Origin of the sequence: Cytobacillus spartinae, assembly GCF_042865285.1 — a bacterium.
Taxonomy (GTDB): Bacteria; Bacillota; Bacilli; order Bacillales; family Cytobacillaceae; genus Robertmurraya_A; species Robertmurraya_A spartinae.
In genome coordinates this window covers 57,339-70,401 of the sequence record NZ_JBIACK010000014.1, presented here as the reverse complement: position 1 = coordinate 70,401, position 13,063 = coordinate 57,339, and the positions used below count along the sequence as shown (strand labels likewise).

General features: G+C 36.2%; 11 protein-coding genes. 9 read left to right on the top strand and 2 right to left on the bottom strand.

Annotated features, from left to right (window positions below; genetic code table 11):
- The first annotated feature begins 2 nt into the window (after positions 1 to 2).
- The gene (locus ACFYKX_RS21875) at positions 3 to 2,321 is read left to right on the top strand and encodes a DNA internalization-related competence protein ComEC/Rec2 (protein ID WP_389363588.1); all 2,319 of its coding nucleotides are present in this window, start codon (positions 3 to 5) and stop codon (positions 2,319 to 2,321) included.
- A 161-nt stretch (positions 2,322 to 2,482) separates the two neighbouring features.
- On the opposite strand, the gene ACFYKX_RS21870 is transcribed toward ACFYKX_RS21875, so the two are convergent.
- The gene (locus ACFYKX_RS21870; protein ID WP_389363586.1) at positions 2,483 to 2,617 is read right to left on the bottom strand and encodes a YqzM family protein; all 135 of its coding nucleotides are present in this window, start codon (positions 2,615 to 2,617) and stop codon (positions 2,483 to 2,485) included.
- Between the two features lie 334 nt (positions 2,618 to 2,951).
- Here ACFYKX_RS21870 and holA point away from each other — a divergent pair, with 334 nt between their 5' ends.
- Positions 2,952 to 3,983 (top strand): DNA polymerase III subunit delta, encoded by a 1,032-nt coding sequence (gene holA / locus ACFYKX_RS21865; RefSeq protein ID WP_389363584.1) that lies wholly within the window; start codon positions 2,952 to 2,954, stop codon positions 3,981 to 3,983.
- 242 nt (positions 3,984 to 4,225) lie between these two features.
- Here holA and rpsT read toward each other — a convergent pair whose 3' ends face one another.
- Positions 4,226 to 4,492 carry a 30S ribosomal protein S20 gene (gene rpsT / locus ACFYKX_RS21860; protein WP_389363582.1) on the bottom strand — a complete coding sequence of 89 codons (267 nt, stop codon included), beginning with the start codon at positions 4,490 to 4,492 and terminating at the stop codon, positions 4,226 to 4,228.
- Between the two features lie 426 nt (positions 4,493 to 4,918).
- Here rpsT and gpr point away from each other — a divergent pair, with 426 nt between their 5' ends.
- The 7 genes from gpr (at position 4,919) to grpE (ending at position 13,051) form a co-directional block, all read left to right on the top strand.
- Complete coding sequence (gene gpr, locus ACFYKX_RS21855; protein WP_389363580.1) at positions 4,919 to 6,043, top strand: GPR endopeptidase; 1,125 nt, start codon at positions 4,919 to 4,921, stop codon at positions 6,041 to 6,043.
- 77 nt (positions 6,044 to 6,120) lie between these two features.
- On the top strand, positions 6,121 to 7,323 hold the full coding sequence (gene spoIIP, locus ACFYKX_RS21850; RefSeq protein ID WP_389363578.1) for a stage II sporulation protein P: 1,203 nt from the start codon (positions 6,121 to 6,123) through the stop codon (positions 7,321 to 7,323).
- Positions 7,324 to 7,367: 44 nt separating this feature from the next.
- The gene (locus tag ACFYKX_RS21845) at positions 7,368 to 7,700 is read left to right on the top strand and encodes a YqxA family protein (RefSeq protein WP_389363576.1); all 333 of its coding nucleotides are present in this window, start codon (positions 7,368 to 7,370) and stop codon (positions 7,698 to 7,700) included.
- A gap of 396 nt (positions 7,701 to 8,096) precedes the next feature.
- Positions 8,097 to 9,932: a translation elongation factor 4 gene (gene lepA, locus ACFYKX_RS21840; protein ID WP_389363574.1), complete on the top strand. Its 1,836-nt coding sequence runs from the start codon at positions 8,097 to 8,099 to the stop codon at positions 9,930 to 9,932.
- A gap of 108 nt (positions 9,933 to 10,040) precedes the next feature.
- On the top strand, positions 10,041 to 11,180 hold the full coding sequence (hemW, locus tag ACFYKX_RS21835) for a radical SAM family heme chaperone HemW (protein ID WP_389363572.1): 1,140 nt from the start codon (positions 10,041 to 10,043) through the stop codon (positions 11,178 to 11,180).
- A gap of 84 nt (positions 11,181 to 11,264) precedes the next feature.
- Complete coding sequence (gene hrcA, locus ACFYKX_RS21830; RefSeq protein ID WP_389363701.1) at positions 11,265 to 12,296, top strand: heat-inducible transcriptional repressor HrcA; 1,032 nt, start codon at positions 11,265 to 11,267, stop codon at positions 12,294 to 12,296.
- Between the two features lie 173 nt (positions 12,297 to 12,469).
- On the top strand, positions 12,470 to 13,051 hold the full coding sequence (grpE, locus tag ACFYKX_RS21825; RefSeq protein WP_389363570.1) for a nucleotide exchange factor GrpE: 582 nt from the start codon (positions 12,470 to 12,472) through the stop codon (positions 13,049 to 13,051).
- Positions 13,052 to 13,063: the final 12 nt, after the last annotated feature.

The window sequence follows — 13,063 nt, the reverse complement described above, 5'->3', positions numbered from 1 at the left end:
TTGTGAGAGGTAAATGGTTCTTCATTGCTGTTACTGGATTATTAGGAATACTGACTTCATTGAGGAGTAATGAAGTTGGTTTAGTGTTGTTTTTGTTATTTTTACTCTTTCAAAAAATAGTAAGAAGGACTACGAAAAAGGAAATTTTTCTTTTTTGCTTGGTTTTTACTCTATTCTGTTTTCGTGGGGAAATCGAAAAATCATGGGGGAAATCCAAGATAACTGGACATGAGGAAGCTTTTACAATCGAAATCATAGAACCGATTAAAATGGATGGTGATCGATTAACGATTCGCGCGAAGGAAATAAAAATCAAGGAGAAATTACTAACTACATATGCTTTAAAAAGTGAGGAAGAGAAAAATTATCTTTTTAACAATCTGTCTGTCGGTGCAGTATGCAAGGTGACAGGAAATCTTGAAGAAGCAGGAACACCGACGAACGAGAATGCTTTTAATTATCGAGATTACTTAAGGACTCAAAACATATATTGGATTTTAGAATTACAGAAGTTGAAAATGGACGATTGTAAAAAATCTATAAACCTTATTAGCTCTTTGAAAAAGTTGCGTGAGGAGGGAATTAAATATATAGACAACAATTTTCCTGCTGAAATGTCTCCTTTAGCGTCTGCTTTGGTATTTGGAGATCGAAGCTTGATTGAAGATGACTTACTCCATGCGTATCAGAGATTGGGGATCGTGCATTTATTAGCTATATCGGGTCTACATGTTAGCATGTTAGTAGGAACTCTATTTTATCTGGGATTAAGGGTTGGAATCACACGGGAGAAGCTAATGAATGGCTTACTTTTATTTTTGCCCATTTACATGGTACTAACAGGAGCCTCCCCTTCTGTCAATCGAGCATGTTTAATGCTGCTTCTTTTCTTATTGATAAAAAAATTTAAACCTCAACAAACTGCAATTGGGTTAGATGTTATTAGTTTTGTATTTGTATTTTATATTTTTCTAACTCCAAAAAGTATTTATAACATAGGGTTTCAGCTTTCTTTTACAGTTACCTTTGCACTCGTCTTGTCTTCCACTATTATCTTAAAACATTACTCCAGTCCAGTTAAACTGTTAATAGCCACTTCAATTGTTTCTCAAGTATCCTCTACCCCTATATTGCTTTATTATTTCTACGAGTTTTCCATCGTATCGTTAGTAACAAATGTAGTGTTTATTCCTCTATTTTCCAATATCATTCTTCCTGCCTTTTTACTTGTTTTAATTTTTTATCTAATCTTTGGTGAAGCTCTAAATCCAATTCTTCTTTTATTAAATGCTTTCATCCATTTCATAAATGCTGTAACGATGAAGATAGCTGAGTTTCCATTATCTACGGTTACCCTAGGTAGGCCAGCTCCAATACTTATGGCACTTTATATCTCGAGTATTCCTTTATTTTTTATGAAGTGGGAAAAAAGACAGAAATCTGTGGCTCGGCTTTTAGTGGTTCCTGTTAGTCTTTTTTTAATACAGTTCTCCACAACCACTTACTCTCCAAAAGGTGTCATTACAATGATAGATGTAGGTCAGGGAGATAGCATTTTAATAAAGCTTCCTTATAACAAGGGAACTTATCTAATTGATACGGGAGGTACACTACAGTTTTCGCAAGAGAAGTGGAAAAAGAAAAAGGATCCGTTTGATATTGGAAAAGATGTTGTTGTACCTTTTTTAAAAAGTAAGGGGATTACAAAGCTTGATAAGCTAATCTTGACACATGGAGATATGGATCATATGGGTGGAGCACCAGCACTTCTAAAAGCTATAAAAGTAAAGGAAATCGTTCTTCCTGATGTTCAAGAAAGCTCAACTCTTGAAAAGGATATCGTAGACATTGCCCATCAAAAAAACATCCCAGTTAAATTTGTTCGAAATGGAGATATGTGGACGGCAGGGGACTATGTTTTTCACATTTTATCTCCTGTTGTTTCAAGTGATCTGGAACGAAATGACAATTCAGTTGCCCTGTTTGTGGAAATGGGAGGTTTAAAATGGTTGTTCACAGGTGACTTAGAAGAAGAGGGAGAAAAGCGATTAATTTTAAACTATCCCAACCTGGTGGTGGATGTGCTAAAGGTTGGTCATCATGGTAGCAAAACTTCAACTTCCGAGAACTTGGTACAAAGCTATAAACCAAAAGTGGCCATGATCTCTGCTGGTAAAAACAATCGGTTCGGACATCCTCACAAAGAAGTGTTGGAACGGTTATCTAAAGAGAAAATTATTATATATCGGACCGACGAGAGCGGAGCAATTTCTTATTATTTTAAAGGAAATAGTGGAACGTTTTTGACGATAAACCCATAGTATGTAACAAAAGCACGAACACATTACTCATTCCTCGCTTTCGAATTGATACAAAATGTAATGGGTAGTTTTCCTTTTAAAAAAATATACGAAGCATAAAGAAAAAGAGACTGCATTGTACGATAATGCAGTCTCCTGAAATTTACGCTATGTAGCTAAGATTAAGCTCCAACGTATTTGATCACTGTTGCAATGATAAACAATGTTGCAAAAAATCCAAAGGAAACGACAAATCCTATGCCTGAGTCGATAGCGTCATTACGCTTGCTTTGAACATTTTTTTCAAATTCGTTCACAATCTACCCCTCCTATTTCCTATATAGTATAAGCGATATACTAAAAAAAATCTAGAGTTCCTCGTTTCCTTTTCCTATAATGACAAGAGTTGTCACAAATAGTTTACAATCATAAGGCAAAAATAATCAGTACAAAGATGTACCGTTGTGATGTAAGTATCCTAGGCCTTGCATGACAGCGTTTACTATAGATCGGGAATTGGCACTGGCGAGGCTGCCAATTCCCTATTAACCCTTGTCAAAATGTCCAAGCTTCTATAGGATAATATGTATTATAGCTGCATTTATTTTGTTTTATTAAAGCTAATTAACATATCGATCGGAGCGAAGGACATTGGTTTTGGATATTTGGAAAGAAATCAAAAAGAAACAGTTTGCTCCCATATATGTATTATATGGTATGGAATCTTTTCTAATCAATGAGACAAAACAATTATTAATCAAACATGTATTGGAAGAGGATGAATCAGACTTTAACCTTTCTACATATGACTTAGAAGAAACACCTATTGAGGTTGCGTTAGAAGATGCAGAGACATTTCCTTTCATGGGTGAAAGACGATTAATTTTTCTTAATAATCCTGGATTTTTAACTGCTGAAAAGACGAAGGATAAGGTGGAACACAATCTGTCCAAGCTTGAGCAATATATTCAAGAACCTGCCCCTTATTCCATCATCGTTTTTGTTGGTCCATACGAAAAGTTAGATGAGAGGAAAAAACTAACAAAAGAGTTAAAAAGAAAAGGATCAATTATTGAAGCGAAGAAATTAAATGAGCAAGAATTAAAAGGGTGGATTAAAGAGAGAGCAAAAATGAATACGGTCCAAATTGATGAGGATGCAATAGAGTTAATGCTTACTCTTGCTGGAACAAATTTATTTATGTTAACTTCTGAAGTCGATAAACTGGCTCTTTATGCACATGACCAAAAAAGAATTAATAGCGAAATGGTTGAAAAACTTGTTTCCAGGTCTTTGGAGCAAAATATATTCACATTAGTAGATAAAATTGTTCATCGTAAAATAGACGAATCTTTAAGGATTTATTATGATCTATTAAAACAAAATGAAGAGCCAATAAAGATACTAGCTATTATCTCTGGACAGTTCCGTTTAATTTATCAGGTAAAGGAATTGGCAAGAAGAGGATATGGCCAGCAACAGATTGCTGGATATTTAAAAGTGCACCCTTTTCGTGTAAAACTCGCAGCGGGACAAGCTAAATCATTTGAAGACGAAGAGTTAACTTATATCATGAAAATGTTGGCGGACGCTGACTATCAGCTAAAAACAGGCGGTATGAACAAAGAAATGCTAATTGAGATGTTCCTTTTTCGATTGCAACGAAAAACGATGCTTGTGTGATGCAGAATATTTAAAGGCTGAATTTGGATCTCAACGAAAGTAAGAGACACTTGCTTTCGTCTGGAAAGTCCGAGGGGTCTCCTCGGTGCTCAGCACATGTATGGTGCTTGAATGTCTTGCGTTTATAAAAGAAAACAAGGTAGTTTAAACATTCGTTTCCTTACGACTGTTTAAGCTACCTTGTTTTACGTCCATAAACAAAAATAAAAGGCTATCCATGCCAGATAGCCAAAAAGTAAATATTAAGCGTTTAATGAATTCATTTTCTTCATTAGACGAGATTTTTTACGAGCAGCAGCATTTTTATGGATAAGACCTTTAGCAGCAGCTTTGTCTAATTTACTAGCAGCAGCAGCAAAGCTTTCAGTTGCAGCAGTAGCATCGTTGTTTACGATAGCAGCTTCAACTTTCTTAACTGCAGTACGCATTGTTGATTTAACTGTTGCGTTATGAGCATTACGCTTTTCGTTTGTTTTAACACGCTTGATAGCAGATTTAATATTTGGCATTCCGTTCACCTCCTACAAAGCATCGAGATTTATATATAAAACTCGACTTTCACATTCATTCACATAAATTAAGAACAAGTGATATTCTATCAAACGTACGAACATATTGCAATACATCTCGACGATTTAAGTTATAAACAGATTTCCTCAGCATGAATGTTTTACTATTATCAAGGAAAAGATAGATGATAGGCATTTTATTCAAGTATAGGAGAATTAAGCAAATTAAGGCTTTTTTCTTAGACTTTGTTGCTATTTTAATACTATAAACTGCCTCTATACGGTTTATGGCCCTATTATCTTTGCTTTATGAGAATAGATGCAAAGAAGTAGAGGATATCCTGAGTTGAGGACGTTGTTTTAGGTAGCAACCAATAATCTATTCAGCAAACAAACCAAATTTTTTAAAAAAGTGAGGGGATTTTTATGAAAGACTCTTTAGATTTAAGTAAGTATTCTGTCAGAACGGATCTTGCTATTGAAGCAAGGGAAATGGTTTTAGCAGACAGAACTAACAATGTAAGTGCTGGGGAGAATCTCTCTCAAATCGAAGGCGTCATTATAAAAGAAAAAGAGGAAAACGACATAAAGGTATCATTGGTGGAAATTACCAAGGAAGGTGCCCAAGCATTAGGTAAAAAGGAAGGGAAATATTTAACGCTTGAAGTGATAGGAATTAGGCAACAGGATACAGACCTTCAACAAAAGGTAGAAGAAACATTTGCCTTGGAATTTTCTCACTTTTTAAGAGACTTAGGGATTAAAGAGGATGCTTCTTGTTTAGTCGTAGGACTTGGAAATTGGAATGTTACCCCTGACGCACTAGGACCACAAGTGTGCGAGAATCTTCTTGTCACAAGGCATCTTTATGAGCTAAGTCCTGAAAGTGTTGATAGTGGATATAGACCTGTAAGTGCCCTAGCACCAGGGGTTATGGGGCTAACCGGAATTGAAACAAGTGACATTATCTTTGGTGTGGTTGAGAAAACAAAGCCTGATTTTGTGATTGCGATTGATGCGCTCGCTTCTAGGTCGATTGAAAGAGTGAACTCTACCATTCAGATCTCCAACACAGGGATTCACCCAGGATCAGGAGTAGGGAACAAGCGAAAAGAAATAAGTCAAGAAACACTAGGAATTCCTGTTATTGCAGTAGGAGTTCCAACAGTGGTAGATGCTGTGTCCATTACTAGTGATACTATTGATTACATTTTAAAGCACTTTGGTAAGGAACTGAAAGAAGGGGATCGGCCTTCTAGAGCATTAGCACCTGCAGGTTTGACCTTTGGAAAGAGAAAAAAACTTACTGATGAGGATTTGCCAGAGGAACATCACCGTAAGACTTTTCTCGGTATGATCGGAACTCTACCAGAAGAAGAGAAACGAAAATTGATTTCTGAGGTTCTTTCTCCTTTAGGTCACAATCTTATGGTTACTCCAAAAGAAGTAGATGTCTTTATCGAGGATATGTCCAATTTAATTGCAAATGGTATAAATGCAGCCCTTCATGAGGCTGTCAATCAGGATAACGCTGGGTATTACACTAGATAAAAACATGAAAATATTTTTGTTCTATCTTTTCTAGTAAAGTCATAAGATTTACTAGACTTGCTAGGAGAGGTGGAACAATGAAATCTCATAAAGCGTCAGGGTTTGTTGTAACGATTCAAGGAAAAAACTTACTAAAAATTCTATTGGTCTTTCTATTACTATTATTTCTGATTTTTTCTATCAGTGGTGTGATGACTTCATTAAATCCAGAATACCGAATAAAGTCGTCATCTATTAACAATGCTGCGACAAACGTAAATGGCAATCTACTCTACCAGTTAATAGGTTTTGAAAATCACTATTTTTTACAGTCATTGCCTGAAAAGGAGCCTATGCCAAATCTATCGAGTTTAATGTTCAAGGCATCTACGAACATTAATTTCGATGACCCAAGAAGTCTTCTTGGGAGGGAACTACCTGCTTTTTCCTTATTTGATGGAAAAATTGTGGTAGCTGGTCAAGGAACCAATTATACAAATATGCCAATTGAATCCTCCCCACCATTGGAGGTTCTGCTTTCTGAAAAAGAGGCTTCATTAAAAAATACAGGTGAAATAGTGAAAACTGAAGAAACTAAAACACAAAATGCTACTCTAACAACTGGTGATAAGAAAACGGTCTATGTGTATTTCTCACACAATCGTGAGTCGTTCTTGCCTTATTTAGAGGGAGTTACCAACCCCAATAGGGCTTACCACTCAAAAATAAATGTAACGAATATTGGTGATCGTTTAAAAGAGAGATTAGAAGCTCTTGGTATAGGAACAACTGTAGACAAAACCGACATTGATGCGAATTTGAAGAAAAAAGGTTGGACATTTGGGAAATCGTATGATGAATCAAGAAATGTTGTTAAAGCCGCAATGGCAAATAATAGAGACTTAAATTATTTCATAGATATTCACCGCGATGCACGACGAAAGAAAGACACTACGATTACCATTAATGGACAAGCTTTTGCAAAGCTCGCTTTCGTTGTAGGAGCAGAGCATCCTAATTATGAAAAGAATCTTAGGTTAGCAAGTGACATTCACAAAAAACTAGAAGAAAATTATCCTGGGTTGAGCCGAGGAATTATTGAGAAAAAGGGTGCTCATACAAACGGGAAATTTAATCAGGATTTATCTGCAAATGCGATGCTACTTGAATTTGGTGGTGTAGACAACACATTTGAGGAGTTAAATCGTTCAGCTGATGCTTTTGCAGAAGTTCTAGCGGACATTTATTGGCAAGCTGAAGCGGTAGACCAACAAACGACGGTCCCTGCAGAAGAAAGCTAGAAGTTAGTTAGGGAATGTAATAAAAAGAGTTAGGTGAGATAGCTATGAAAATGTTTATGTTAAAATCGTTTTTTATTGCTGCACTAATGTTTTTATCCGTTCTATTTGGAATGCAGCAGGCAAATGATGGGATTCATCGTATGAAGGGGTTTGAGGATAGTGATTTTAAAGGAGCTTTTGCCATTGAAGAAGATACTGGTGGAGAACTCCAAGTTTCCGTGCTCGGGAATAGCCATGATTTAGAGGAAAAGAAGAATCAGTTAGAGTCTATGAAAGCTTTTAACTTTTTCTCCTCCTTAGGGAAAGGTCTAGCAGATACAATCTCATCATTAACCGAAAAGACGATAGAATTTATAACGAAACAGCTTAATAGCTAGGAGCGGTAATCCTTGACGGTTACCGCTTTTCTCACTGTTAGTATATGGAAGTAAACTAGTGCCGGCTTTTAAGAGCGAAAATTACTTATAAACTCAAAAAACAAGAACTAATACAGGGTTAGTGCCTAAATTTAGCTGTACACACCCATAACATGTATTAATGCTGAATGTAAGTACCAATATTTAGCTTCAAACACCCAAAACATGCACTAACACAGCTCCAGCTTCAATAATTAGCCGAAAATTAACTATATGTATCCTATCATCCTCTCTTTTATAATCGAAATAATATTTTCCAATATAGCGTGTGTTACTACTTTTCGTTGAATCTTAATAACCCTACTGATATAATCAGAAATAGTGCATATGTGTGGAAGTATAGTAGGAGTGAACGATATGAATAGAGAAGAAAAATTAAATAGACAATCAAAAATTCGCAACTTTTCCATCATCGCTCATATCGACCATGGAAAATCAACTTTAGCTGACCGTATCTTAGAAAAAACGAATGCATTAACTGCTCGTGAAATGAAAGATCAGCTTCTAGATTCCATGGACTTAGAGCGAGAAAGAGGAATTACGATAAAGCTGAATTCTGTCCAACTGAAATATAAAGCAAAGGATGGAGAAATATATACTCTTCACCTTATTGATACGCCTGGTCACGTAGACTTCACATATGAAGTTTCCCGTAGCTTAGCGGCTTGTGAAGGTGCGGTTCTAGTAGTTGATGCTGCTCAAGGAATTGAAGCACAAACTTTAGCAAACGTGTATTTAGCGATAGACAACAATTTAGAAATTGTTCCTGTTATTAATAAAATAGACTTACCAAGTGCAGATCCAGAACGCGTACGAAATGAAATCGAAGAAGTAATTGGCTTGGATGCATCAGAAGCAGTACTCGCTTCTGCTAAGGCCGGAATTGGTATTGAAGACATCTTAGAGCAAGTAGTAGAAAAAGTACCAGCTCCAACAGGTGATCCAGATGCTCCTTTAAAAGCATTAATCTTTGATTCCTTATACGATGCTTATCGTGGGGTAGTTACGTATATCCGTGTTGTTGACGGAACCGTAAAAATCGGTGATAAGATAAAGATGATGGCTACTGGAAAGGAATTTGAAGTAATTGAAGTAGGAGTATTTACTCCAAAAGCTGTCGTTACGGATGAACTTTCAGTAGGAGACGTTGGATTCTTAACAGCTGCTATTAAGAATGTTGCAGACACTCGTGTGGGGGATACTATCACGAGTGCTAAAAATGGAGCTACTGAGGCTCTACCTGGTTATCGTAAATTAAACCCAATGGTATATTGTGGTCTATATCCGATTGATAGCTCTAAGTTTAACGATCTTCGTGAAGCATTAGAGAAACTAGAACTAAACGATTCAGCTCTACAATTTGAACCAGAAACATCTCAAGCATTAGGATTTGGTTTCCGTTGTGGATTCTTAGGACTTCTTCACATGGAGATTATCCAAGAACGTATTGAACGTGAATTCAAAATCGATTTAATTACGACTGCGCCGAGCGTTATCTATCATGTTGTTATGACTGATGGCTCTGAAATTAGAGTAGATAATCCATCCAACATGCCTGACCCGCAAAAGATTGATCGAGTTGAAGAGCCTTATGTAAAAGCAACCATGATGGCACCAAACGATTATGTTGGTGCGATTATGGAAATCTGTCAAGAAAAACGCGGTATTTTCATTGACATGCAATATATGGATGAAACTCGTGTAAGTATCGTCTATGAAATTCCATTATCTGAAATTGTTTATGATTTCTTTGATCAATTGAAATCTAGCACAAAAGGCTACGCTTCCTTTGATTATGAATTAATCGGCTATAAGCCTTCTAAGCTTGTGAAAATGGATATCCTCCTAAATGCTGAAAAGGTTGATGCATTAAGCTTTATCGTGCATAAAGACTTTGCTTATGAGCGTGGGAAAGTAATCGTTGATAAGCTAAAAGCACTGATTCCAAGACAGCAGTTTGAAGTTCCAATCCAAGCAGCAATTGGTCAAAAAATCATTGCCCGTTCAACCATTAGTGCGATGCGTAAAAACGTATTAGCAAAATGTTACGGGGGAGACATCTCTCGTAAACGTAAGTTATTAGAAAAGCAAAAAGAAGGTAAAAAGCGGATGAAGCAAGTTGGATCTGTTGAAGTACCTCAAGAAGCTTTCATGGCTGTACTAAAAATGGATGATACAAATACGAAGAAATAAAGTTTTTAGTTACCTATAAGTTGTTGAGGTTAGATAAACTTGTCATACCAAGTTTCTAACCTCTTTTTATTAGGGTTTAATAAGTAGGTAAGTGAGGTGTAGAGAATTATGATAAAGGCTGCTTATATACACATCCCATTTTGTCAGCACATCTGTCATTATTGTGATTTTAATAAAGTGTTTTTAAAAGGACAGCCAGTAGATGAATATATAGAGGCTCTTGGAAGAGAAATGGATTTAACATTAGAAAAGTACCCTACTACAAACTTGGATACCATTTTTGTTGGAGGTGGAACACCAACCTCCTTAAATGAGAAACAGTTAGATAGACTTTGCCAATTGATTCGAGAAAAACTTCCAGTTGGAGAGAATATTGAATTTACATTTGAAGCAAATCCAGGGGATCTTTCACAGAACAAGTTCCAAACTTTGTACGATGCAGGGGTAAATAGAATTAGCTTTGGGGTCCAAACTTTTAACGATGAGTTATTAAAAAAAATTGGCAGAACTCATAGAGCAAAAGATGTATTTACATCAGTAGAACTGGCTAGGAATACTGGATTTAATAACATTAGCCTTGATCTCATTTATAGCCTTCCAGAACAGACAATTAGTGATTTTAAAAGCACTTTAGAGACTGCATTTTCCTTAGATGTCCCTCATTTTTCGGGATATTCTTTAATTATTGAGCCTAAAACGGTATTCTATAATTTAATGAAAAAAGGTAAATTACCTACCCCCGGTGAAGATGCAGAAGCGACTATGTATGAGCTACTAATGACAGAAATGGACAAGCATGGGTATAACCAGTATGAAATTAGTAATTTTTCAAAAGAAGGATATGAAAGTAAGCATAATTTGACCTATTGGAATAATGACTATTATTATGGCTTTGGAGCTGGAGCCCACAGCTATATGAACGGACTAAGACAGTCTAACTATGGCCCATTGAAAAAGTATATGGAACCCATAGAACAAGGCTTACTTCCGGCAGTGGAATCCCATGAAGTTACAAAAATAGAGAAAATGGAAGAAGAAATGTTTTTGGGTCTAAGAAAAATTAAAGGAGTCTCTAAGTTGCAGTTTTTGAAGAAATTTGGAGAAGATCCCCTTGAACTGTTTAAAAAGGAAATCTCGGACCTAGAAGCTAAACAGCTTCTTACAATCGAAGCTGACTATATTCAATTAACTAAAAAAGGGCGCTTCTTAGGAAATGAAGTGTTCCAATCTTTTATTGGAGTAATCTAAAATATTGACTCCGGCCCTCATTTTTGATAATTTAATATTAGATTTAGCACTCGTTGTTAAAGAGTGCTAACAGAGGTGATAAAAGTGCTAACAGATCGTCAATTATTGATTTTCCAGGTGATTGTTGATGATTTTATTCGGTCTGCACAACCAGTTGGTTCGAGGAGTTTGTCGAAAAAAGAGGAAATAACCTTTAGTTCTGCAACCATTCGTAATGAGATGGCAGACCTAGAAGAGTTAGGCTTCCTTGAGAAGACACATACTTCCTCAGGGAGAATACCTTCAGAAAAGGGCTACCGGTTTTATGTTGATCATTTACTGTCTCCACAACAGTTGGATACGCATGATGTAAATTCGGTGCAATCGATTTTTGCAGAAAGAATCTATGAACTTGAGAAAATTGTTCAGAAATCAGCTAAAATCCTTTCTGATTTAACAAATTACACCTCGATTGTACTTGGACCTGCTGTGAAAGAGAATAGGCTAAAAAGGATTCAAATTGTCCCTCTTAACAAGGAAACAGCGATTGCCATTATTGTGACAGATACTGGTCATGTCGAAAATAAGATGTTTCACTTACCAGAAGCTCTTGATGCAAATGATATTGAAAAGATGGTAAACATCTTAAACGAACGCCTAACAGGTGTCCCAATTGAAGATCTAAACGATAAGATTTACAAAGAAGTAGCAACTTTATTGCGCCAGCATATACGTAATTACGACTCGATGATGACTTCTCTAACAGAAACTTTAAAGATTAGTCCAAGTGAGAAGTTGTTTTTCGGTGGGAAAACAAACATGCTGAGTCAACCTGAATTTCACGATATTGAGAAAGTAAAAAACCTCATGAATATGATTGACCAGGAGCAAGGGATTTACGATTTAATTCGTAAAAATCCTTCTGGTATCCATGTGAAAATTGGAAAAGAAAACAATAATTCAGCCATGGATAATTGCAGTTTAATCACAGCAACTTACTCGATTGGGGCCGAACAATTAGGAACCATTGCAATTTTAGGTCCTACAAGAATGGAGTATTCAAGGGTCATTAGTTTACTTCAATTTATTAGCAAAGATTTATCGTCTGTCCTGACAGGGCTGTATCAAAATAAGTGACGGTGGAAATATTGATAAGGGTGGAATTGGAATATTCCATCCCTTTACATGTGCCTGTCATTCGTTTTGTTTGATATAGAAAGTAATTTAAAGTTTTTTAGCATAGGCAATTTTGCCATACTCCGTAAGTGACTACATTTAGTACTTACACATTTTTAAGGGAGGTGAGTAAGTTGGCAGAAGAAAAAAGCACGCTTAATGAAGAACTACAATCAACAGGTGAAGAAGTAGTTGAAGAGGTATTTGATGAAGCAGTTAGTGAAGAAACGACTGCGACTTCTCAAGAAGATGAATTAAAGGTAGCTTTAGATAAAATTGCTAGCCTAGAGGGTCAACTTGAGGAGGCTGAAAACCGCTATCTTCGATTAAAAGCTGATTATGAAAATTCTCGTCGTCGTGCTAGGTTAGACTTAGAAGCGACGCAAAAATATAGATCTCAAAGTCTTATCACAGACATCCTACCAGCTTTAGATAATTTTGATAGAGCGCTTCAAATGGAGAGTGACAATGAGCAAGTAAAGTCGCTACTACAAGGTATGCAAATGGTTTACCGTAGCTTACATGAGGCACTGTTAAAAGAAGGCCTAGAACCAATTGAAGCTGTAGGAAATGAATTTGACCCTAATCTTCATCAAGCTGTCATGCAAGTCGAGGATGAGAACTTCGGTTCAAATGTGGTAGTGGAAGAATTCCAAAAGGGATATAAATTAAAGGATCGAGTACTTCGACCTTCAATGGTTAAGGTAAATCAATAATTTATTGAAATA

Bases quoted from the DNA above. Each gene is read 5' to 3' on its own strand.
- rpsT (WP_389363582.1), bottom strand. From the start codon at position 4,492: ATGCCAAATATTAAATCTGCTATCAAGCGTGTTAAAACAAACGAAAAG.
- gpr (WP_389363580.1), top strand. From the start codon at position 4,919: ATGAAAGACTCTTTAGATTTAAGTAAGTATTCTGTCAGAACGGATCTT.
- spoIIP (WP_389363578.1), top strand. From the start codon at position 6,121: ATGAAATCTCATAAAGCGTCAGGGTTTGTTGTAACGATTCAAGGAAAA.
- ACFYKX_RS21845 (WP_389363576.1), top strand. From the start codon at position 7,368: ATGAAAATGTTTATGTTAAAATCGTTTTTTATTGCTGCACTAATGTTT.
- lepA (WP_389363574.1), top strand. From the start codon at position 8,097: ATGAATAGAGAAGAAAAATTAAATAGACAATCAAAAATTCGCAACTTT.
- hemW (WP_389363572.1), top strand. From the start codon at position 10,041: ATGATAAAGGCTGCTTATATACACATCCCATTTTGTCAGCACATCTGT.